The organism is Pseudomonas sp. Irchel 3A18, from assembly GCF_900187465.1.
In the GTDB taxonomy this organism is placed as follows: Bacteria; Pseudomonadota; Gammaproteobacteria; order Pseudomonadales; family Pseudomonadaceae; genus Aquipseudomonas; species Aquipseudomonas cichorii.
Genome location: NZ_FYDI01000007.1, coordinates 245,089 through 267,770, shown reverse-complemented (window position 1 = coordinate 267,770; position 22,682 = coordinate 245,089). Strand labels below are relative to the sequence as shown.

Here is a 22,682-nt window from a genome sequence, read left to right as displayed (position 1 = left end):
CGTCTATTGCGACAGCTTTCCAGATGAGAGTGCTCAGCTTGCCGAAGCAGGCTCCGCCATGGCGACCACGACCTTGCGTGCGCCCTGGAATGTCGAGCGGCCGTGGGCCACCAGCATGTTGTCGAGCATCAGTACGTCGCCTGCCTGCCAGGGGAAACTGACCTGGCAGCGCTGGAGAACAGCGCGTACATGCTCAAGAGCTTCCAGCTCGATGGGTGAACCGTCGCCGTAAAAAACGTTACGCGGCACGCCTTCCTCGCCAACGATGGAAATCAGCGTCTCGCGTACCGCCGGTGCAAGATTGGATATGTGAAACAGGTGCGCCTGATTGAACCAGACCCACTCGCCGCTCACCGGATGCCGGGCAACGGCCTGACAAACCTGACGAGTTGAAAGCTCACCCTCTTCATCCCACTCGAATTCGATATTGCTGGCCTTGCAGAACTGCTCGACCTGCGCCCGGTCTTCGGTGCTGAAAGCCTGTTGCCATGGCAGATCCAGGCCATTACCGTAATTGCGCACATACATCAGGCGCTTGTCGGCAAAACGCTGGCGAATGACCGGATCAAGCTGTCGATAGACCTCACGACTGTCTGCAATCGGGGTTTCTCCGCCGACCTGGGACGCCTGCACGCAATGAAACCAGATCTTCATAGGCCAGTTCAGGGAATAGGACTGTTCATTGTGCAGCGGAATGACCTGATGGGCCGGGTATTCGGTGGAGGTGTAGACGCGGTTGTTGAGTTTGGTGCGTGGCGTGGAAGCGTAGTCGTAGGTCAGCAGCTCATGGCCGAAGCTACAGGCAAACGCTTCAAAGTCGGCTTCGCCTTCGAAGGCAAAGCCTCGGAACAGAACACCACCGGCACGGGGCAATTCAGCCTCGACCACCCGCTGGATCTGCTCGCGATGGGCTTGCCAGGTATCGCCGGCAGCCGGCGCCTGAAAGATGAACGGCAGGGTCAGTTCACTCCCTTGGGAAACCTCCATGGATTGAACCTGTGTACGCGCCACACCCGTTTCCATTTGAACCCCTCGCCATCCCGATAAGCGTATTTTTTGGAGAGCACAAACTAATACAAACGAGTACCAACATCAATAGAGAATGATTGTCATTTATGACATTTGTATCAAAATTGACACAACTTATGGCGCTTGCAGCACGCTCTCCCGCTCACCGATATGCGACATCAGCAAATAGGCTGAACCTAACAGGCCTTGCATCGTATCGGCATAGCGGCTGCGGTTCAGATAAAGGAACTGACGATTCTTGACCGCAAACAGATTCTGCCATTGCGGCGACTGCCGGAAGGCCGCCGTGCTGGCCTCCGAATCTAGCAGCTCTTCATATGTATCAATAATGAAATCACTGTTGAAGTCGCCAATTCGCTCCAGGCTGTAGGGCACGTTCTGCCGTGCAGCGCTGTAAGCCGGGACACGTCCCAGGCCAAAATCGGCGATGACATCATCCATGCCGCCACGGCCGATCAACTGAAAGCCATCGGTGTAGACCTCAAGCGTCGTGACGGTCATTCGCGAAGGGTCCTTGACCCGTTTCTTGAACTCCTTGACGACCCATTGGTACTCACCGAGCATTTCGGCGTAACGCTGCTGCTTGCCGACCAGGTCGGCAAGCTCCTTGGCGTAGGTCTTGATATCGCTTTCACGTGCAGGCAACAGCACCACCGGCGCAATCTTGCTGAGCTTCTCCTTGATATCCGCGTGATATGACAATCCGATGATCAGGTCGGGCTTCAAGGCAGCAATCGCTTCCAGATCGGGCGCCTGATGCGAGCCGATGTATTGGATGCCCGTCACATCGAAACGCTCCTGGGTGCCGCGAAACAGCACATCGGAAAACAGCTTCTTGCGGCCTGTGGAGCCGCAGGGCTTGACGCCCAGCTCCAGCAATTGCGTGGTCAGGCTGAAGTCATGCAGCGACACGATGCAATGCGGCACCACTGGTACTTCGACCCGGCCAAAGCTGTTCTCGAACACCCTGGTTTCTGCAGCGTTCACATTTACGGCCAGCAATGCCAGAGGCACACACAACATGCACGCCACACCCCGGAAAATTCCTTTCACCCGCACTTCCCCCCAGACAATTTGTTTTTAGCGATTACGCTGACGCGCCAACAAGACCATCAGATAAGGCGCACCGATAATGGCGACCACCAGCCCGGCCGGTAGCTGCAAGGGTGGAAAGATGCCCCTTCCCAGTGTGTCGCCAGCCAGAACCAGCAGCGCGCCAAACAGCGCCGACAAGGGCATCAAGGCGCCATGGCGATCACCCGCCAGTTGCCGCGCCAGATGCGGAGCCACCAGACCGACAAAAGTCATGGTACCGACATTCGCCACAGCCGCCGCCGTCAGCATGACGCTGCACAGCAGCAAGGCAATCATGACACCCGTGACATTCAAGCCTCGGCTGAGCGCAACCTTTTCCCCCAGTTGCAGCAGGTTCAACTGCCGATGGCAGAACAACAACGGCACACCCGCCAGCAACAACCAGAGCCCAAGGCTGTTGACCTGCGCCCAGCCGGCCCGATGCAGACTGCCACCCAGCCACATCAGGGCCGACTCCACCTGATCGATATTGCCGTAGGTGATCAGCAGATCGGCGACGGCACTGAGCATGGCAGTAAGCCCCACGCCCACCAGAATCAGACGCAACGGCGAGATGCCCTGGCGCCAGGACAGCAGCGCAACAAAGAACGCCACGGCCAGACCGCCCGCCAGTGCCGCCAATGGATACAGCTCCAGCGGCAGAAGCCCGGGCCAGAGCACAATGATCAGCAACATGGTGACGCTGGCACCCGACTCCACACCCACCAGACCGGGCGCTGCCAGCGGATTGCGGGTCAACGACTGCATCAGCAGGCCAGCCAGGGACATGGCCGCCCCCGCCAGGATGGCCAGCAGCACACGGGGCAATCGCAGCTCCCAGAGCAGATTGCGGACTGTCGGACTGACCTGCTCGGGCGCCAGGACTGCCTGCCAGGCCTGAGCAACACTCAGGGAAAAACTGCCCACGGTCAGCGCATACAGGGCCAACCCGATCACAGCCCCTGTCAGCACCACCACCGAAATCAGGTCGATGGGTCGGGCAATCCAGGGAAGCAACGGCAAGGCTCTGGGCAAGGTCAGTCCGGCGCGCTTCATTTGACCTTCCTCAGCACCAGGATGACAAAAACAGGGCCACCGATCAGGGCCGTGACGATGCCGGTGTTGAGCTCGAACGGACTGACCACGGTGCGAGCCGCGATGTCCGCCAGAATCAGCAGCAGCGCGCCCAGCAAAGGGGCTGCCAGCAACAACCGACGATAATCGTCGCCAAACAGCAGGCGCGCCGCATGAGGCACCACCAGCCCGACAAAACCGATGGGGCCTGCCAGCGCCACGGCACACCCGGACAAGAGGACCACCGAAGCCAGCCCGAACACGCGCATCCGCAACAAGCTGACGCCCATGCCAGCAGCCGCTTGCGGACCCAGGCGGTGAGCATTCAAGGCCCGCACATTGAGCAGGCACAGAAACATGCCCAGCAAGACATAAGGCCAGACCCAGGCCTGCATGGTGCCGCCAGTCACGCCGATGGAGCCGGTCAGCCAGCGTCGCAGGCTGTCGAGCCCTTGTTGATCGAGCAATAACAGTATTGAAGTGATCGCACTGAACAGCGCCGCAATCATGGCGCCCGACAACGTCAGGCGAATCGGGTTATGGCCCCTGCCCGCCAGCAACAGGACGCCGATGGCAGCCGTCAGCGCACCGGCAAAGGCAAATAACGGAATCATCGACAAATCGTTGCCCGGCATCACCAGCAGCCCGAACACCACGAACAGTGCTGCGCCGCTGTTGATACCGAGAATCCCCGGATCGGCCAGCGGGTTATCGCCGACCGCCTGCATGATGGTACCGGCAAGCCCGAGGCTGGCACCGACCAGCAGCGCGACCAGCAGGCGCGGCAGGCGACTGCCACGAATGACACTGTGATCGGGATTGCCCGGCACATAAGCAACCAGTGCCTGCCAGGTTTCATGCCAGGGAATGCTCTTTGCGCCAACTGCCAGATGAATCAGTGCGGCCAGGGCGATTGCCATCAACAGACCCAGCCATACCGGCAACCGTAGACCGTGACTCACATCGCCTCCTGCACGGGCAGCGGCTTGCTTCGGTTCGACTGCGGGACGCATAACGGGTCGCCGGAATAAGGGTCGGTGATGATGTGTGCATCCAGATCGAAGACTGCCTTGAGGTTTTCCCGGGTGAACACCTCGGCAGGCGCGCCCTGGGCCAGCAAACGACCGCCACGCATCATCACCAGATGATCGGCGTAACGTGCGGCCTGATTCAGGTCATGCAGGACTGCCACGATGGTCTTGCCCTGCTCGCGCAGATCCACCAGCAGTTCGAGCAGCGTGATCTGATGGGCGATATCAAGAAAGGTGGTCGGCTCGTCCAGCAGAATCACCGGCGTATCCTGGGCGAGGGTCATGGCAATCCAGCAGCGCTGCAACTGCCCGCCCGACAGGGTTGCCAGCGAACGATCGAGCAGAGAGTTGATACCGGTCAGCTCGATGGCGCGGTCGATGGCCTGCTGATCCTGCCCGGACCATTGACGCCACCAGCTCTGCCAGGGAAAACGCCCCTGCATCACCAGTTCACGCACGCTCATGCCCGCTGGCGATGTGGTGCGCTGGGGCAGCAATGCCAGCTGTTGCGCCAGCGCCCGACGCGAATACTGGCGCAGCGGCTTGCCGGACAATTGCACCTCGCCAGCGCCAGGACGCAGCATGTGCGCAAGCACATTGAGCATGGTGGTCTTGCCGCAGCCGTTGGCACCGATCAACGCCGTGAAACGGCCTTCGGGGATGTCCAGGCTGACACCATCAAGCACAAGTTGTTCGCCATAGCCCAGCCGCACTCCGGTGGCTTTCAGCATGACCTTTCTCCCACCCAATAGAGCCTGATCGAATCGTCCGTCGAGCAATGCCCCGGCATCGTTTTTCATCCTGTCGTCACATCAGGGGCATAAGTGGGCCACAGAATGTGTCGAAAATGAAATAATTCTGTACCTCAGCAACAAATCTTAATGCAAAACCTTATCATTTACAGATAAAGTATGGCCAGTCGATACCAGCCCGGTTGAGCCACTGATGGCGCAGGATTCAGGGCAAATGGCTATTCCGAAAGTCAAAATGTACATCCAAGGACTTCCTCGATGCTCGAAAGAAAAATAACAGTTAGCACCGAAAACCGTTACACAAGGCGCCCTCCTGTGTTTCACCTGACCACCCTGGCACTGGCTTTGAGCGGCGTCATCTCGACGCAGGCAATCGCGGCGGATGAAGCATCCGACAAGAATGCCGTTCAACTCACCAATATCAACATCAACGCCGACACCCCGGAAAACCCGACTGCCCCGCTGGCCGGCAAGGTTGCACTGCGCAATACCAGTGCCACCAAGACCAACGCGGCCATCACCGAAACACCGCAGTCGCTGTCCGTGGTGACTGCCGATGAAATCAACGACCGCAAGTCCGACACCCTGGCCGACGCCCTGAGCTATACGCCGGGCTTCACCAGCCAGCCATCGAGCTTCAACCGCACGTCCGACCGTTTCCGTATCCGCGGTTTCGACGTAGAGTCTGCCACCGGCGGCTCACTGCGTGACGGCCTGCGCCTGCAGAACAACTCCTACGACGGCGTCCAGGAACCCTACGGCCTTGAGCGTGTGGAAGTGATCCGTGGCGCGGCCTCGGTCCTGTACGGCCAGTTGTCACCAGGCGGATTCGTCAACGGTGTCAGCAAGCGCCCGACCGATACCCCGCTTCATGAGTTGGGCCTGCAATACGGCAACAATGATCGCAAGCAATTGACGGCCGACTTCAGCGGCCCACTGGGCGACAGCGATACCCTCAGCTACCGCCTGACCCTGTTGCAACGCGACAGTGGCACCCAGCAGGACCATATCAATGACGACAAGCTCTACATTGCTCCGGCCCTGACCTGGCGTCCCAATGAAGACACGTCGCTGACCTTGCTGGCTTTCCACCAGAAAAGCGACACGCGCTTCTCCGCGCCCCTGCCTTATCAGCTCGTCAAAGGCCTCGGCAACGGTCCCTTTACCATTGGCCGTCACGACTTCATCGGTGAGCCCGGTTACGACGACATGAATGGCGAAATGTCCGCCATCGGTTATGAGTTCGAGCATCACTTCAACGACAACATCCGCATCAGCAACAAGCTGCGTTACTACGAAGCGGAGATGAAGTGGAAGTATATGCAGATCCAGACTGGTTTAGCTGCTATCAATGCTTCGGCGAATACGGGCTTGCTGCGCCGCCAGTACAGCGACCGTCACGAACGCTCCAGGGCCTTGACCAGCGATACCAACGTCGAGACACGCTGGAATATCGGTGGTGTTGAAAACACCTTCCTGATCGGCGCCGACACCTACGATGCCTCGTACGATTCGCATAACTTCCGGGCAAACTCGACATCTTTGAACCTTGCTACCTACAACTACGGGCAGCCGGTAGTAGTGAACAAGGCGCAGAGCGCTGACCGTGGTTCGCAAATCGATACCCTGCAAAGCGGCATCTATCTGCAGGACCAGATCAAGTTCGATGATCACTGGCTACTGCTGCTCGGCGGCCGCCACGACTGGGCCAATCAGGATCAGAAAGGCTTTGCAAGCGGTGTGAAACGACACCAGTCAGACGAGTCCACCACCTGGCGTGCTGGCCTGGTGTACCAGGCGGATAACGGCCTGGCTCCGTACATCAGCTACAGTGAATCGTTCTTCCCGGTATCGGTAGCCGATGCTCCGACCCAGAGCTTCGCCCCGACCGAAGGCAAGCAGTATGAAATGGGTATTCGCTACCAGCCTCCTGGCAGCAATATCCTGTTGAGTGCCGCTGTTTATGAGCTGACCCAAAAAAATGTGCTGAAACTTGATCTTGCCGGAAACGCCTCACAAGTGGGTGAACAGCGCTCCCGCGGACTGGAACTGGAAGCCAAGGCCGATGTAACGCCGCAATTCAGCGTCATTGCCACCTATGCCTACACCGACGCGCGCATTACCGAAAGTTCGGTTCCGGGGGAAGTGGGCCAGCGCAGCGAAGATACGCCGTACCATCAGGCTGCACTGTGGACCGACTACAACTTCGCCCTGTTCGGCATTCCGCAACTGAAGATTGGCGGCGGCGCTCGCTACAAGGGCACAACCCAGGCTTCGGGTATCGAGTCGCAGATGCCGGCTTACTTCCTGTTCGACGCCATGGCCAGCTACCAGATCGACAAGAACTGGGATGTTTCCCTCAACGCAAACAATGTGACGAACAAGAAGTACACCTACTGTGAATTTGCGATCTGCCGCTACGGCGATGAGCGCGAACTGGTGACTTCCGTCAATTTCAGGTGGTAAAAACCCTGTAGGAACGAATTCATTCGTGAAGCCTTTCGCGAATGAATTCGTTCCCACGACTCACCCCTTCGGCTTCGCGGCCTCCAGCACCCCCCGGATAACCTGCGATTGCCACGCAAAGTACGGGTTGTACGTCAGCCGTGCATGCACCTTGCCCGGCTCACGATAGCCCCACTCGGAATACCACACCTCCTCTCCTGCCTCACAGCGCGCAACATCCCTGGTATTCAGGCTGTTCCAGCAGAAACGCAGCTTTCCTGATCGACCGTAAAGCGCATTTTGTGGCGAGAACAGGATGCCCATGTGTGAAAACTGGCTGATACGCTCATCTGCCAGTCGGTCCGTGCGGGTCAGGATGCGTGATGAGTCCGGTGCGCCTGCCTTTTCCTGGCCATACCAGATCAACCGGCTGGCAGGGTTTGTAAAGCGGCTACTGAACAACTCTCGAACATACTGCACATCAACGACCGAATCCTTTTCAGTCAGGACAATAGCCACTGGCCGGTCGAAGTTTTCATGCTCTATAAGGCTGCGAACCGCCACGCTGCTGCGGTAGAACTGGGCGAAGCCGTTGGTGGGCACGTTGTAATAGCGTACCGGTGATTGCTGCGGGCGCGTCTCGTTGGGCGCGACGAGCCAGGTCCTGACGTGGGCCAGCCATGGCGTCACCCAATCGAAGGTGGCACTGGAACGGAGGGCTGGCGAAAACAGCACCAGGCCATTGATGCCGGGATCCTTCATGGCATAGGCGAGTGCCAGATTCGCGCCGGTCGAGAAACCTCCCAGGTAAACCTCAGGGAACTCCTGTCGCAGCAGTGCAATCTGCTCCTGCACAAGTTGCTGCCATTCTTCCAGGTGAATGTCGATCATATCCTCAGGCTTGGTGCCATGCCCGGGCAGCAATGCTACACGCACGACATAGCCCTGATCAGCGAAATCCTGAGCGACGTCAACGAATGACCAGGGTGAATCACCCAGCCCGTGCAGCAAGAGCAGCGCCTTGCCGGACGGTGCGGCAGGACGAATCTCGAAAGGCGCATTCCACACCAGTTCATTGTCACGATTTTCAGTCTGGAAAAGACGCCGATCACGAATTTCCTGCCGTGTATCTTGCAGATACGCCTGAAAGCTCGCGTGATGTGTAATGGTTCTTTCAGCTTCTGGCGGCCGGGTGCATCCCATCGCCAGAGTCATGAATGCCATGCTGGCCGCTACCCTGGCCATGAGTGATTGCTGCATCGCTCCCCTACTCCCGATCCTTACTGAACGTGTTTCCCTAAAAGTTGATCATCGTAATCATCCGCCTACACGAGCGATACTTTATTTGGTTGGTGGTTTCACACGGCATGGTTTGCCCTGCCCTGTATCCTTTCGTAAACTGCCCGCCACCCTCGGGGAAGCCTTGAACAGCGTGCTTCCCACTCATCGACCAGCGAAGTCAGGACACCCGTGGCAAGAAAATCAAGAAGGGATCTCATCAATGCAACGGGCACAGGAGATGTGCCGGTCACGGTGATCGATGTGGCTCGTGCAGCCGGGGTTTCCCCCATCACGGTTTCTCGCGCGGTCAATCGTCCTGAACTGGTCAGCGATGCAACCCGTGAACGGGTGCTGGAAGTGGTCAAGGCCATGGGTTATGTGCCCAATCTTCTGGCTGGCAGCCTTGCCAGCAGCAAAAGCAAGCTGGTGGCTATCCTGCTGCCCACCATTGCCCACTCGATTTTCGCCATTGCCGTGCAAGCCATCATGGATCGCCTGACGGAAGCCGGGTATCAATCGCTGCTTGGCCCTACTGGCTATTCCCCTGAAAAGGAAGAGTCTCTGCTTGAAGCCATTCTTGGTCGTCGCCCCGACGGTATCGTGCTGACCGGTACGCTGCACACCGAAGGCAGCCGCGCCCGGCTGGCCAGCGCCGGTATTCCAGTGGTTGAAGCCTGGGACCTGAGCGACACGGCGCTGGATATGCAGGTCGGTTTCTCCCATGAAAAGGTGGGAGAGTTTGTGGCCGATCACTTTGTCGCCAAGGGCTATGAGCGCTTTTCGGTGATCACAGTCGACGATCCTCGCGGGATTCGCCGTTGCAACAGCCTGATTCAACGGCTGGAGCAACATGGCCTATCTGAAGTGCCAGTCGAGGTGCTGCCTTTGCCCGCGACCTGGGAAGTGGGCCGCGAAGGCCTCAAACGTCTGCTGTTACGCCACGAGCGCCCACAACTGGTGTTCTGCAGTTCCGATACCGTAGCCATGGGGGTACTCGCTCAGGCCACGGAGTTGGGTTTGCGGGTTCCCCAGGACATTGCCGTGCTGGGCTTCGGCGATACGACCAATAGTCGGTTTGCGCAACCGGCGCTGTCGACCATCAGCGTCAACTCCACACTGATGGGTCATGAAGTCGCACAGGCTCTATTGCGCCGTTTTGAAGGCGATACCTCGATCACCCACTTCGACAGTGGCTTCTCGCTGATCGAACGCGCCAGCACCTGATCCCTCTCTTTTTTCAAAAAAATGCTGCACTGGGCTTGAATGATAACGTTATCTGAACAATGATAACGTTATCGTTGTACGACAACGTATAAGAACTCAAAACCTGCTCACGCCTATCTACCCGCATAAAAATAACTAGTGGGAGCGTCATACATGCAAGAACCCAAGAAAACCCGTGCCCGGTATCTGATCCTGCTCATGCTGTTTCTGGTGACCACGATCAACTTTGCCGACCGCGCCACCATCTCGATTGCCGGGTCCAGCATCCAGAAAGACCTGGGCATCGACTCCATCACCCTCGGCTACATCTTTTCCGCTTTCGGTTGGGCCTATGTGCTTGGCCAGATTCCCGGCGGCTGGCTGCTGGACCGCTTCGGCTCCAAGAAGGTCTACGCGGCAAGCATCTTCACCTGGTCGCTGTTTACCCTGCTGCAAGGCTATATCGGTGAGTTCGGGGTCGGTACAGCGGTGGTCGTTCTGATCCTGCTGCGCATGATGGTCGGCCTGGCTGAAGCGCCCTCCTTTCCGGGTAATGCGCGCATCGTGGCTTCCTGGTTCCCCACCAAGGAACGCGGTACAGCCTCGGCGATTTTCAACTCGGCCCAGTACTTCGCAACGGCCCTGTTCGCGCCGCTGATGGGCTGGATCGTCTACCGCTTCGGCTGGCAGTACGTATTCATCTTCATGGGTGCCATAGGCATCGTGTTCTCGATGATCTGGCTGCGGGTCATCTACAGCCCGAAGGATCACCCGCTGGCCAATGCTGAAGAAGTCCGCTACATCGCCGAGAACGGCGGCCTGATCGATCTCGATGACAAGAAAAAGAAAACCGACGCTGGTCCGAAATGGGATTACATCCGTCAATTGCTCACCAACCGCATGATGGCCGGCGTCTATCTCGGACAGTTCTGCATCAACTCGCTGACGTACTTCTTCCTGACCTGGTTCCCTGTGTACCTGGTCCAGGAGCGCGGCATGACCATCCTCAAGGCCGGGCTCATCGCTTCGCTGCCCGCCATTTGCGGCTTTCTCGGTGGCGTGTTGGGCGGTGTGTTCTCGGACATGCTGCTGCGTCGCGGCAATTCCCTGAGCGTGGCGCGCAAGACACCTATTGTCGTCGGCATGCTGCTGTCGATGTCGATGATCATCTGCAACTACGTCGAAGCTGACTGGATGGTTGTCGCCTTCATGGCACTGGCCTTTTTCGGCAAGGGCGTCGGAGCACTGGGCTGGGCGGTGGTGTCCGATACCTCGCCAAAACAGATCGCAGGTCTGGCCGGTGGCCTGTTCAACACCATCGGCAACATCTCCTCGATCACGACGCCTATCGTGATCGGCTACATCATCGCCGCTACGGGCTCGTTCAAGATGGCGCTGGTATTTGTCGGTGCCAACGCCTTGATTGCGGCCATCAGCTATCTGTTCATCGTCGGCGATATCAAACGCATCAATCTCAAAGGGATCAGTGATCCGCTGGAAGACAAGCCGCTACAGGCCGATTCGCCAGCCGCGCCTCACACTCCCCGCTGACTCACAACAAGAAAGGACTTTGATTCATGACTGTTCAGACTTCAAATCAGGCAACACACGGCGCACCGGTCATCACAGAACTGCAGGTCGTTCCCGTTGCGGGCCACGACAGTATGCTGCTCAACCTCAGCGGTGCCCATAGCCCGTACTTCACACGAAATGTGCTGATCCTCAAGGACAACGCCGGCCATATCGGCGTCGGTGAAGTGCCGGGCGGCGAAGGCATTCGCAAGACCCTGGAGGATGCCAGGGGCCTGCTGCTCGGTCAGTCCATCGGCAATTATCAGCACCTGCTCAAGCAGGTCCGCACAGCCTTTGCCGATCGCGACGTCGGCGGACGTGGCCTGCAGACCTTCGACCTGCGTATCACTATCCATGCGGTCACTGCCGTGGAGTCGGCCCTGCTGGATCTGCTTGGCCAGCATCTGGAGGTGCCGGTGGCCGCCCTGCTCGGCGAAGGCCAGCAACGGGATGCGGTGGAAATGCTGGGTTACCTGTTCTATGTCGGCGACCGCACCCGAACCGATCTGGCCTATCGCTCGGAGGCCGATGCCGATAACGCCTGGTTCCGCCTGCGCAATGAGGAAGCATTGACTCCGGAAAAGATCGTCAGCTTGGCTGAAGCAGCCTACGAGCGTTATGGCTTCAAGGATTTCAAGCTCAAGGGCGGCGTATTGCGCGGCGATGAGGAAATCGAAGCGGTCACCGCCCTGACCGAGCGTTTCCCGGAGGCGCGCATCACTCTGGACCCGAACGGTGCCTGGTCATTGAAAGAAGCCATCCGCCTGTGCCGGGACCAGCATCATGTGCTGGCTTACGCCGAAGACCCATGTGGCGCGGAAAACGGTTTCTCTGGCCGTGAGGTCATGGCCGAGTTTCGTCGCGCCACGGGTTTGCGCACTGCAACCAACATGATCGCGACCGACTGGCGTCAGATGGGTCACGCCATTCAATTGCAGTCGGTGGATATTCCGCTGGCCGACCCGCACTTCTGGACTATGCAGGGTTCGGTACGTGTGGCACAGATGTGCAACGAGTGGGGCCTGACCTGGGGCTCGCATTCCAATAACCACTTCGATATTTCCCTGGCGATGTTCACTCAGGTCGCGGCTGCCGCTCCTGGCCAGATCACGGCCATCGACACTCACTGGATCTGGCAGGATGGACAGCGCCTGACCAGAGAACCGCTGAAAATCGAGGGAGGACTTGTGGCCGTGCCGAAAAAGCCGGGCCTCGGGATCGAACTGGATATGGACGCTCTGCAAAAGGCCCATGAAGTCTACAAAGGCATGGGCCTGGGTGCCCGTGACGACGCTATGGCCATGCAGTACCTGATTCCAGACTGGACGTTCAACAACAAGCAGCCTTGCCTGGTGCGCTGATCGGTTCACAGTTGTAGGTCCGAAACTGGCCACTCAGTTGGCAGCCGGCGCACAACCCCCTTGTGCGCCGTTTTTTATCAAGGCCTGCAGACCCTGACGTATATTCTGCCAAAGTCGTAAACATGTAACAGGATGCGTACAAAATCTGAGACACAGCCTCGCTCCCGGAAGCTAAAAACGACTTCATATAGAAGCTACAAGCTGTTGATTTAATGGGGCTATCGCGCAACAGATCAAGTCCTCTCGCGCTATCGCCATCGGTCAAAAGCCTGGCGATTCATTACCTCAAAATGTATATACAAGCAATCACGCATATTCACATTCGTGACCGGGATCTCTTTATTGACGTCGAAAATGGGTCCCGCTACATCATCATGGATGAAAAAATGCCCCATAACCTGTTTCCGCAAATTGGCCCAGTTATCGCCAGTATTGGTACTCGGAATTTCTCACGTGCGTTTCAGGAACTGATCAATACGCAGCTTGGAATCGATGCCGCACATCTTCACGCGCTGCCACAGCCCCTGCAAATTGAGCATTCTTCCGCTCGTGCGGTGTTTGACGAAACGGTAACTTCACCGCGCAACCTCAGCCTTTTCACCGACTCGGTCCATCTTTACCCGACGCTGGAGTCCAATGGTTACTGCTGCCGAATCACGGTCTTTCGTGCGCCACCTTCACCTTGTTTCTCCGCTGGCGAGCGTCGTCGGTTGAAAGACATCTCGCCGTTCCTGTTTTCGATCCTCGAGAAACATGTGGAAGCCTTGCAGGCTGTCCTGTCCAGGGCCGAAGCCAACAAGACTGAAAGCCTTGAAGACCGCTTCCACGAGCGCCTTCGCGAAACCGGCCTGACGCTTTCCGAGCGGGAAACACAGGTCTGTCTCGGGCTGCTGGCCGGGCATACGGCCCTTGAGCAGGCCGAGCGTTTGACGCTGAAGGTCAATACCGTGGGCAGTTATCAGCGCCGCGCCGCCGTCAAGCTGGGGATCAGCGGGCGCAATTCACTGATGCGCTGGATGTACGCGTCGTCCGAAGGCATTTCCATAGCCAACTGAAGCTCTGGACCTGCCCTCGGACGCGGTTTTCAATCCCGTGCCAACGCTTCGATCGGATCAAGCCTTGCCGCATTGCGTGCCGGTACAAAGCCGAACAGCACGCCAATCAGTGTCGAACAGGCGAAGGCGGTGACGATCGAAGCCGGTGAGAACACCATTTCCCACTGTTTGACGAACAGCGTGAACAGGTAGCCGATCCCGTAAGACAGGGCGATACCGATAACCCCGCCGATCAGGCATACCATCACGGCCTCCACCAGAAACTGCTGGCGGATATCAGACTGGCGAGCACCGACGGCCATGCGGATACCGATCTCGCGGGTCCGCTCGGTCACCGACACCAGCATGATGTTCATCACCCCTATACCACCGACCACCAGGGAAATCACCGCAATCAGCGACAACAGCAAGGTCAGCGAGCGACTGGTTTTCTGCACGGTCTGCATGACGCTGTCGAGGTTATTGGTGAAGAAGTCCTTGGTGCCATGGCGCTGCAGCATGAGGGCCTTGATCTCTTCCTCCACCTGCTTGCTCGGCATGCCGTCCTTGACCCGCACACTGATGCTGTCCAGATGGCGCTGGCCCAGCACGCGACCGGCTGCCGTCTCGTAAGGCATCCAGATATTGAGGGTATTGCCGGCGATGAACAGGTTCTTGTGATCGCTGGTAACGCCAATCACCGTGCACGGCAGATTGCCGATCAGGATCACCTTCCCCAACGGATTTACACCCGGCCCGAACAGCCGCTGAGCGGTGTTGTGATCGAGCACCACCACCTGGGCCTGACGCCGTGCATCCTGCTCGTTGAAGGTGATGCCTGCCGCCAACTGGATGTTGCGCACCTGGAAGTACCGGTTGCTGACGCCGTTGAGCTGGGCATCGACGTCAATGTTGCGGTAGCGCACCAGCATGCTTCGACCGACCACCGGCGTAGCGCTGTCGATGTAATACATCCGATTGAGCGCCGCGACGTCGGACGGTAACAGGGTTTCGATGGACTTGGCCCGGCTGTCACCGAAGTTGCTGCCCGCGTAGATATCGATGGTGTTGCTGCCGATGGCCTGGATGTCCTTGAGCACGTAGCGCTTGGCACCTTCGCCAATGGCCGAGATGGACACGACCGAAGTGATACCGATGATGATCCCGAGCATGGTCAGCAAGGTGCGCATGCGGTGCGAAATCAGGGCGATCCAGGCCATGTTGAAAGCTTCGCGAAACAGACCGAGGCTGACACCCAGGCGCCGGGCCGCGCCCTCATGCTGCAACTGAGGCTCGGGTTCGGGCGCAGCCTGTGCCTTCTGCACCGTTCGCTGGTCACTGATGATCTCGCCGTCACTGACTTCGATGATGCGCTCGGCGTGGGCCGCGACCTTGGGGTCGTGGGTGACCAGAATCACTGTATGGCCGAGGCCATGCAGCTCAAGAAGGATGTTCATCACCTCCTTGCCGCTGGCGGTATCCAGGGCGCCGGTGGGTTCGTCGGCCAGAATTACCTGACCGCCGTTCATCAAGGCGCGGGCAATACTCACCCGTTGCTGCTGCCCACCGGACATCTGGCTCGGCCTGTGCGACAGGTGCCCACTGAGCCCCAGGCGCGTCAGCAACTCTGACGCACGCTGATGCCGCTGCGCCTGGGATTTGCCGGCATACACAGCCGGGATCTCGACGTTGCGCACGGCATCCAGGTGCGGCAGCAAGTGATAGCGCTGGAAAATGAAACCGAAATGGTCACGACGCAGCGCCGCCAGTTCCTCATCATCGAGGTCACGGGTTTCCTGGCCGTTGACCTTGTAGCTGCCGCCGCTGGCATGGTCCAGACACCCAAGGATATTCATCAGCGTCGACTTGCCCGAGCCCGAGGCACCGATGATCGCCACCAGCTCGCCTGCATGAATCGCCAGATCGATGTGCTTGAGTGCCAGAAACTCGCGGTCTCCGGCCATGAAACTGCGGCTAACACCTTGCAGGTGCAGAATCGGGCTGCCTGTATCGATCGTCGTCTCGTGAAGAGCTGCAACCTCTACCTTCTGGTTCATGCTCAGGACCCCGCCACGGTCGCTGACGGATCGGCGATGACAACCTGATCACCTTCGGCGAGCCCGTTCTTGATCTCCACCTGAACGTTATTGTTGATCCCGGTCTGAACCTTGCGCTCCTGGGCGAAGCCGCTCTTGTCCAGGACACGAACGGTGTAGACACCTTCTGCATCGCGATTGCCCAGCGCTGCCACCGGCATGCTCAGGGCATTCTTGGCGGTGTCGAGAACGATACGCACCTGAGCGGTCATGGAGATGCGCAGGCGATGATCGAGGTTCGGCACTTCAAACAACGCGTTATAGAACACTGCCGAGTTCTGCTTGGATGACGAACCGCTGCCTTCGGTTTCCAGGTAGTCCTGTGGCGCTGGCTCGGTGCCGCGCAGCGTGGCGTAGTAGCGTTTCTCTTCACCCAGAATCGTGAAGTAGACCTCCTGACCCGTGCTGATATGAATCACGTCCGCCTCGGAAACCTGAGCCTTGATGGTCATGGTGTCCAGGTCCGCCAGCTTGAGCAGTACCGGCGCAAGTTGCTGGGCGATAACGGTCTGGCCTTCCTGGGTCACGATACCTACCACGTCGCCGTCGATGGGCGCGACGATGCGGGTATAGCCCAGATTGACCTTGGCCGTGTCGATCTGCACCTGGGCGCTTTTGATCTGCGCATCCAGGGCGCTGACGTTGGCTTGCTGCACTTCATAGTCGGACTCGGCATTCTCGAAGTCCTGACGGGAAATAGACTGATCGGTCTGTAATTCCTTGTAGCGATCATAAAGGCGCTTGGCCTGTTTCATCTGGGCTCTGGCCGAGAGCCGGTCGGCCTGCAGCTTTTCCTCGTCCACTTCGGCCTGACGCAAGGTGTTGCGCAGTACCAGGGGGTCGATTTCAGCCAGCCACTGGCCCTTCTTGACCTTGTCTCCCAGCTTGACCTTGAGCGACTTCATCTGCCCGGAAACCTGGGCACCGACGTCAACCTGCTTGATGCCTTCCAGCACGCCCGTGGCCAATACGGCGTTCTCGATGTCGCTTCGCTCGACCCTGGCGGTGATGTAGGTCGGCGGCTTGGCCGGGGCTTCGATGGCATACAACACGGCACCGGCCACCAATACCAGGGCAGTACCCAATCCAACCTTACGCAATTTCGACTTGTTCATAGATGCCCACTGATACTTGAAGATCGCGCCCACCCAACGGGGCGTTAACTGACTTTTCGGTGTTCTGTGCAGCAGAGCTTCCCGCGCTCATCGGCGGGAAGCTCCTTTCTTCATGGCCTCATGACAGCGTTTCCTCGACCCCGACTGTCAGCCTGTCGTACCACCATGCAGCGAGGCTGTAGACGTCTGGCGCCTTGAGGATGCTGAAGTGGTTGCCCGGGCCATCCCAGATCGCCAGTTGCGGCAACAGATGCTGCCAGCCGACAGCCATGGCGGCCTGCTCGATCAGGTTGGCTTCGGCGTCCAGGCGCGTGTCCGTCACCCGCACCAGACTGGCCGGCCCTGTGTAGCCCTGGCCTGGCAGGTAAACGGTGCGCAAGGCCGTGGCGAAGGTGCGGAAGATCCCGTACAGAGCTTGTGGCGCCAGGCGTGGCGGCAACAGGCCGACACGAACCATGGCTTCCTGCAACATCCGCAACTGGGTGGCATCATCGCTGTCGGTGAAGCCTTGCTGGTCAAGGTCCAGACGTTTGCCGCTGGAAATCTGCAGCGCCTCGATCAGTTCCTTCAACGCCGCCGTGGTGGTGTAAGGCTTGCTGAGCACGCCTTCGCCGCCGGGCGCTTCGCTGTCGATCAGGGTCAGGGAAACCACTTCGCGGCCACGCTCCTGAAGCTTCACCGCCATGGCATGAGCCGCCCAGCCGCCAAAGGAATGGCCGACCAGATGCAACGGACCTTGAGGATAGAAATCCTCGATTTCCTGCACGTAACGGTCTGCCGCAGCCTCGACCTGGCTATGGGGAACGCTGCGCCCGTCCAGACCACGCGGTTGCAGGCCATAAATCGGCCAGTCTGGCCCGAAGGCCTCCACAAGGCCGATAAAGCTGGTGACGCTGTCACCGGCACCCGGTACGCAGAACAGCGGAGTCTTGCCGTTCTTGCCGCTCTGGATCGCCAACAAGGCCTGATAGCCAGGCGCTGCCGGAGCCTTGGCAGGTTCCGCCGCCAGCACCTGAGCGATGGCCTGACCCAGCACTTGCACATGAGGAGCCTGCATCATGGTCTGGTGATCGCCCGGTACATCGATGCTGTGCAGTTGACCGGGTTGCAAGGCCTCGGCCCAGCCCAGGGTCGCGCTGGTTCCGGTCGGCGCCATCGGACGTTCTTCGGCGCGGAACTGGTGCACCGCCAGGCTGATGGGCTCCAGTCGGTAATGGGCCAGAGCGTGACCGTGGGCCACTTCCCGCTCAAGGAAGTGCTGCAGTTGCTGATCGCTGGCCTGAGCCAGTTCAGGATGCAGCAGTTGCTCGTCACGGCACAGCAACAGCAGCGCCTCGAAGCCCGGTATGGCCGGTTGTTCCAGGATTGAAGCCAGACGCGCCAGTGGCGCAACACCCGCTTCGCCCTGAGCCTTCCAGTGCGCGGTGCAGTGAGACAGCAGTTGCCGCTCCGGCAGGTTCGGCCCTTGCCAGCGCGCCTTGCCCTGATCGGTCAGACGCGGCACGTAAGTGTCGATCAGGCCGAGGAAGTCGACCTTCTCTTCCATGCCCAGCAGTTGCGTGGCAACTTCATAAGCCAGCACTCCGCCGAACGACCAGCCAGCCAGACGGTACGGTCCCTGTGGCTGCACGTCGCGAATCAGCCCGACCAGACGCGCCGCCAGGCATTCCATGGTGCGCAGTTGCGGTTGACCCAGGCCAATGCCCGGCAATCCGTAGATCGGGAAGTCGCCTTGCAGATGACGGCCCAGCACCGGGAAGTAGGCATCCAGGCCGGTGAAGTCATGGACCAGGAACAACGGCGGCTGTTTGCCGTCCGCACGCACGGTAATAACCTCTTCAGCTTCTGTCGGCCCGGCTGGACGCTGGTCAAGCAGACCGGCCAGCGCAGCGATACTGGAATGCTGGAACAGCTCGGCCAGAGTCAGCGGCACACCAGACTTCTGGATCAGGCTGACCAGACGGATCGCCGACAGAGAATGACCGCCCAGCTCGAAGAAGCTGTCGTGTCGCCCTACTCGCTCGACTTCCAGCACTTCGGCCCACAGCTCGGCCAGACGCTCTTCCAGCGGCGTGGCAGGTGCCTGATAGGTGGCAGTCGCCATGGCATCCAGGCTCGGTACCGGCAGCGCACGGCGGTCGACCTTGCCGTTCTGGGTCAGTGGCAGTGCATCGAGGCCGACATAAGCGGCTGGCACCATGTATTCCGGCAAGCGGCCCAACAGATGGGTGCGCAAGGTGCTGCCGTCGAGTTCAGGGTCCAGACGGGTGAAGTACGCCACCAGACGCAACGCCCCCTGTTCCAGACGCTGGGTGGTGACCACGACTTCGCCGATGCCTGGGCACAGAGCCAGTTGCTGCTCGATCTCGCCCAGTTCGATACGCACACCACGGATCTTCACCTGATCGTCGTTGCGGCCCAGGTATTCCAGGGTTCCGTCGGCCAGCCAGCGCACCAGGTCGCCGGTGCGATACATCCGTGCTTGCGGCTGCGCAGTGAACGGATCGTCGAGGAAGCGCTCGGCGGTCAGGTCCGGACGGTTCAGGTAGCCACGAGCAACACCGGCACCGCCGATGTACAACTCGCCCGGCACGCCCAGCGGCACCGGCTGCTGACGTTCGTTCAGCACATAAAGACGGGCATTGGTCACCGGCTTGCCGATGTGCAGCACGCCGCCCACTTCCATGGTCCCGGAACTGGCCACGACTGTGGCTTCGGTCGGACCGTAGTTGTTCACTACGGCAAAGCCCGGATCGCGGTTGAAGTTACGCAGGCGGTCGCCACCGATCAGCAAGGTGCGCAGGGTCGGATGACGCAGCTCGCGGCTGAAAGCGTACTCGGCCACCGGCGTCGGCAGGAAGGACACTTGCAGCGGCTGAGCCAGCCACCAGTCAAGCAGCGTATCAAGCTGTTCGTTTTCCACCTCGGCTGGTGGAATGTGCAGCACGGCACCGGCACACAGAGCTGGCCAGATTTCCCAGGCCGTGGCATCGAAGCCAAAACCCGCCACGCTGGCGGTGTGGCTGCCAGCTTTCAAGTCGAAGGCCTGGCAATGCCAGTCCACCAGATTGTTCAGGGTGTGGTGTTCGACCATCACGCCCTTGGGCAGGCCGGTAGAGCCCGAGGTGTAGATCACATAGGCCAGGTTGGCCGAGGTCAGGCCCGGAACCAGCGGGTTCTCTGGACTGGCCGCCCAGTCCGCACGATCAAGGGCAATCACCGGCACCGGCAGTTCAGGCAGACGCGCCAGCAGGTCGAGCTGAGTCAGCACTACTACCGGCTCACTGTTCTCCAGCAGGTAGCTGATGCGGTCGTCCGGATGGCCAGGGTCGACCGGCACATAACCCGCGCCCGCCTTGAGCACAGCCAGCAGGCAGACCAGGGTTTCCAGCCCGCGACGGGCAACCACCGCCACCCGATCATCCGGGCGCACGCCTTGGCCGATCAGGTGATGGGCCAGCGCATTGGCACGGCGATTCAACTCGCTGTAGCTCAAGTGATGACCGCCCACTTGCGCGGCAATGGCATCAGGCTGCACAACCGCCTGCTGCTCGATGCGCTGGTGAACGGTCAGTGCCGTTTCATGCTCGGCCAGGTGATCGTTGAAGCCTTCCAGCAATTCGACCCGCTCGGCCACCGGCAGGATGCCCAGCGCCTCGACCGGTGTCTGCGGTGCCTGCTCCAGAGCCGCCATCAAACCTTCCACGGCGTTGATCAGGTACGCGCAGATACGCCGTGCATCGATACCCGCCGAGGTCAGCGCGCTCAGCTCGAAATCCTCGCCAAGATCGTCGACGCTCAAGGTCAGCGGATAGTTGCTGCGCTCTTGCGCCTGCAACAACTCGATCCCCTGCCAGGCCGTGCTGGCCGCTTCGTCGGCAGCTTGCGGTGCCGCGCTATGGCGATAGTTGAACAGCGCGCTGAACAAAGGCGCACCCGCTGGCAAGGCGCTGCAACGCTGGGCCAGTGCCAGCGGCGCATGCTCGTGGGCAAACAGCCCGGTCAGGCGGCGATGGGTTTGCAGAACCACGTCGCGCACCGGCTGGTTACCCAGGTCGATACGCAGCGGCAAGGTGTTGATGAACACACCCAGGGTGCGCTCAACCCCTTCACCGCCCTGCAAGCGTCCGAGCAACACGGTGCCGAACACCACTTTTTCACGACCGGACAAGTGGCCCAGCACTTGAGCCCAGGCCAGATGCATCAGGCTTGCGGCACTGACGCCCAACTGGCGGGACTGATCGCGGACCCGACGGGACAAGGCGCCATCCAGACGCTGACGGGCTTCGCCTGGCACATCCGCGCCCGGCAACGTCGCCTGACCGTAAGGCAAGGTTGGTTCGTCCAGGTCACCCAGTTGCTCGCGGAAGAACGCTTCATGGGCTTCATCGCCAGGCCCCAGCAGAGCCTGAGCGATGTAGTTGCGATACGGCACCGGCTCAGGCAATTGCGCCTCAAGGCCCAGCAATACGGCTTGCAACTCGTGGCTCAGCAGCTCCAGCGCCATGTGGTCCATGATCAGGTGATGGAACAGCAGCACGGCGACGATGCGCTGGTTGTCCGGATCATCGGCATGCACCAGACGCAACAGCGGTGCCGCGTCCAGATTCAGCGGCTCGGCGTCGCTCAAGGCGGCCAGCGGCACTTCGACCACCGGCAGTTCGGCATTGCGCCAGACCACCTGTACCGGCGTTTCCAGACCTTCCCAGCTCAGCGAGGTGCGCAGCACATCGTTACGGGCGATGACGCGCTGCAAGGCAGAGCAGAAAGCGTCCAGACGTTCGCGATTGGCAAAGGCAAAGCGCGCCTGCAAGCGGTAAGGATCGTCCTCAACCGACGTCAGGTAATGGTAGAAAATACCGGCCTGCAACGGCCCCAGCGGGTAAATGTCCTGCACGTTCGCAGCACCGCCAGGAATGCTGGCGACGATACGGTCGATGGCAGGCTGATCCAGCGTCACCAGCGGCAACAGATCCGGCGTAATGCGTGAGCAATCCGCCGTGATCAGGTTGGCCGGCACTTGCACGCCATGGCTGCTGCCGATGCCGCTGGCCAGAGCGGCCAGGGTTGGCTGGGCAAACAGCACGCGGATATCGGCTTCCAGCCCGAGACGACGAATGCGCGCCACCAGCGTAACCGCCAGCAACGAATGACCGCCCAGTTCAAAGAAGTTGTCGTGACGCCCTACTCGCTCGACTTGCAGCAACTCGCTCCAGATTTCGGCCAGATCGGTTTCCAGCTGACCTTGCGGTGCCTCGTAGTCACGACCCGGCAATGCATCACGATCCGGAGCAGGCAAGGCGCGACGATCGACTTTGCCGTTGGCCGTCAGAGGCCAGGCGGCCAGGCGCACAAAGGCGCTGGGCACCATATAGCCAGGCAAGACAGTCAACAGTTCGGCACGCAATTCGGTGACAGAAGTCGGCGTTGTATTGGCCTGCTGGATGAAATAGGCCACCAGTCGCGTCTGGCCCGGTTCGTCTTCGCGAGCCAGTACCAACGCCTCTTCGATACCCGGCAACTGACCCAACTGGCTTTCGATTTCACCCAGTTCGATACGTACGCCACGGATCTTCACCTGATCGTCATTACGACCCAGGTACTCCAGCGTGCCA

At 59.7% G+C, this 22,682-nt stretch carries 14 protein-coding genes; 5 read left to right on the top strand and 9 right to left on the bottom strand.

The annotated features are described in order from the left end of the window. Window positions 1–33: 33 nt before the first annotated feature. The 5 genes from CKW23_RS16460 to CKW23_RS16440 all read right to left on the bottom strand — a co-directional run bounded on the left by CKW23_RS16460 (window position 34) and on the right by CKW23_RS16440 (window position 4,939). Window positions 34–987: a TauD/TfdA family dioxygenase gene (locus CKW23_RS16460; RefSeq protein ID WP_074569179.1), complete on the bottom strand. Its 954-nt coding sequence runs from the start codon at window positions 985–987 to the stop codon at window positions 34–36. A gap of 156 nt (window positions 988–1,143) precedes the next feature. Next, window positions 1,144–2,082 (bottom strand): ABC transporter substrate-binding protein, encoded by a 939-nt coding sequence (locus tag CKW23_RS16455; protein WP_236249412.1) that lies wholly within the window; start codon window positions 2,080–2,082, stop codon window positions 1,144–1,146. A gap of 27 nt (window positions 2,083–2,109) precedes the next feature. Continuing rightward, on the bottom strand, window positions 2,110–3,159 hold the full coding sequence (locus tag CKW23_RS16450) for an iron ABC transporter permease (RefSeq protein ID WP_025260205.1): 1,050 nt from the start codon (window positions 3,157–3,159) through the stop codon (window positions 2,110–2,112). Next, window positions 3,156–4,139: an iron ABC transporter permease gene (locus CKW23_RS16445; RefSeq protein WP_095067977.1), complete on the bottom strand. Its 984-nt coding sequence runs from the start codon at window positions 4,137–4,139 to the stop codon at window positions 3,156–3,158. The genes CKW23_RS16450 and CKW23_RS16445 overlap by 4 nt, the downstream gene beginning before the upstream one ends. Next, on the bottom strand, window positions 4,136–4,939 hold the full coding sequence (locus CKW23_RS16440; protein ID WP_025260207.1) for an ABC transporter ATP-binding protein: 804 nt from the start codon (window positions 4,937–4,939) through the stop codon (window positions 4,136–4,138). The genes CKW23_RS16445 and CKW23_RS16440 overlap by 4 nt, the downstream gene beginning before the upstream one ends. A 279-nt stretch (window positions 4,940–5,218) precedes the next feature. Between CKW23_RS16440 and CKW23_RS16435 the strand changes: the two genes are divergently transcribed. After that, window positions 5,219–7,426: a TonB-dependent siderophore receptor gene (locus tag CKW23_RS16435; protein ID WP_143498967.1), complete on the top strand. Its 2,208-nt coding sequence runs from the start codon at window positions 5,219–5,221 to the stop codon at window positions 7,424–7,426. Between the two features lie 60 nt (window positions 7,427–7,486). On the opposite strand, the gene CKW23_RS16430 is transcribed toward CKW23_RS16435, so the two are convergent. After that, window positions 7,487–8,665 (bottom strand): carboxylesterase, encoded by a 1,179-nt coding sequence (locus tag CKW23_RS16430; RefSeq protein WP_236250108.1) that lies wholly within the window; start codon window positions 8,663–8,665, stop codon window positions 7,487–7,489. A 210-nt stretch (window positions 8,666–8,875) separates the two neighbouring features. On the opposite strand from CKW23_RS16430, the gene CKW23_RS16425 reads away from it, so the two are divergent. The 4 genes from CKW23_RS16425 (at window position 8,876) to CKW23_RS16410 (ending at window position 13,877) form a co-directional block, all read left to right on the top strand. Continuing rightward, entirely contained in the window at window positions 8,876–9,910 is a 1,035-nt protein-coding gene (locus CKW23_RS16425; RefSeq protein ID WP_095067976.1) for a LacI family DNA-binding transcriptional regulator, read from the top strand. A gap of 153 nt (window positions 9,911–10,063) precedes the next feature. After that, window positions 10,064–11,440, top strand: coding sequence for an MFS transporter (locus CKW23_RS16420; protein WP_095067975.1), 1,377 nt, complete (start codon window positions 10,064–10,066; stop codon window positions 11,438–11,440). A gap of 26 nt (window positions 11,441–11,466) precedes the next feature. Beyond that, the gene (gudD, locus tag CKW23_RS16415; RefSeq protein ID WP_025260211.1) at window positions 11,467–12,822 is read left to right on the top strand and encodes a glucarate dehydratase; all 1,356 of its coding nucleotides are present in this window, start codon (window positions 11,467–11,469) and stop codon (window positions 12,820–12,822) included. A 386-nt stretch (window positions 12,823–13,208) separates the two neighbouring features. Beyond that, window positions 13,209–13,877, top strand: coding sequence for a LuxR C-terminal-related transcriptional regulator (locus tag CKW23_RS16410; RefSeq protein WP_025260212.1), 669 nt, complete (start codon window positions 13,209–13,211; stop codon window positions 13,875–13,877). 29 nt (window positions 13,878–13,906) lie between these two features. Here CKW23_RS16410 and CKW23_RS16405 read toward each other — a convergent pair whose 3' ends face one another. The 3 genes from CKW23_RS16405 to CKW23_RS16395 form a co-directional block, all read right to left on the bottom strand. Continuing rightward, the gene (locus tag CKW23_RS16405) at window positions 13,907–15,913 is read right to left on the bottom strand and encodes a MacB family efflux pump subunit (protein ID WP_025260213.1); all 2,007 of its coding nucleotides are present in this window, start codon (window positions 15,911–15,913) and stop codon (window positions 13,907–13,909) included. Window positions 15,914–15,915: 2 nt separating this feature from the next. Beyond that, on the bottom strand, window positions 15,916–17,067 hold the full coding sequence (gene macA, locus CKW23_RS16400; RefSeq protein WP_025260214.1) for a macrolide transporter subunit MacA: 1,152 nt from the start codon (window positions 17,065–17,067) through the stop codon (window positions 15,916–15,918). A gap of 118 nt (window positions 17,068–17,185) precedes the next feature. Further along, a partial coding sequence (locus CKW23_RS16395) for a non-ribosomal peptide synthetase (RefSeq protein WP_143498971.1) occupies window positions 17,186–22,682 on the bottom strand: 5,497 nt, incomplete at its 5' end.

Bases quoted from the DNA above. Each gene is read 5' to 3' on its own strand.
- CKW23_RS16410 (WP_025260212.1), top strand. From the start codon at position 13,209: ATGCCCCATAACCTGTTTCCGCAAATTGGCCCAGTTATCGCCAGTATT.
- CKW23_RS16460 (WP_074569179.1), bottom strand. From the start codon at position 987: ATGGAGGTTTCCCAAGGGAGTGAACTGACCCTGCCGTTCATCTTTCAG.
- CKW23_RS16430 (WP_236250108.1), bottom strand. From the start codon at position 8,665: ATGCAGCAATCACTCATGGCCAGGGTAGCGGCCAGCATGGCATTCATG.
- CKW23_RS16450 (WP_025260205.1), bottom strand. From the start codon at position 3,159: ATGAAGCGCGCCGGACTGACCTTGCCCAGAGCCTTGCCGTTGCTTCCC.
- CKW23_RS16440 (WP_025260207.1), bottom strand. From the start codon at position 4,939: ATGCTGAAAGCCACCGGAGTGCGGCTGGGCTATGGCGAACAACTTGTG.
- CKW23_RS16405 (WP_025260213.1), bottom strand. From the start codon at position 15,913: ATGAACCAGAAGGTAGAGGTTGCAGCTCTTCACGAGACGACGATCGAT.
- CKW23_RS16435 (WP_143498967.1), top strand. From the start codon at position 5,219: ATGCTCGAAAGAAAAATAACAGTTAGCACCGAAAACCGTTACACAAGG.
- CKW23_RS16420 (WP_095067975.1), top strand. From the start codon at position 10,064: ATGCAAGAACCCAAGAAAACCCGTGCCCGGTATCTGATCCTGCTCATG.
- macA (WP_025260214.1), bottom strand. From the start codon at position 17,067: ATGAACAAGTCGAAATTGCGTAAGGTTGGATTGGGTACTGCCCTGGTA.
- gudD (WP_025260211.1), top strand. From the start codon at position 11,467: ATGACTGTTCAGACTTCAAATCAGGCAACACACGGCGCACCGGTCATC.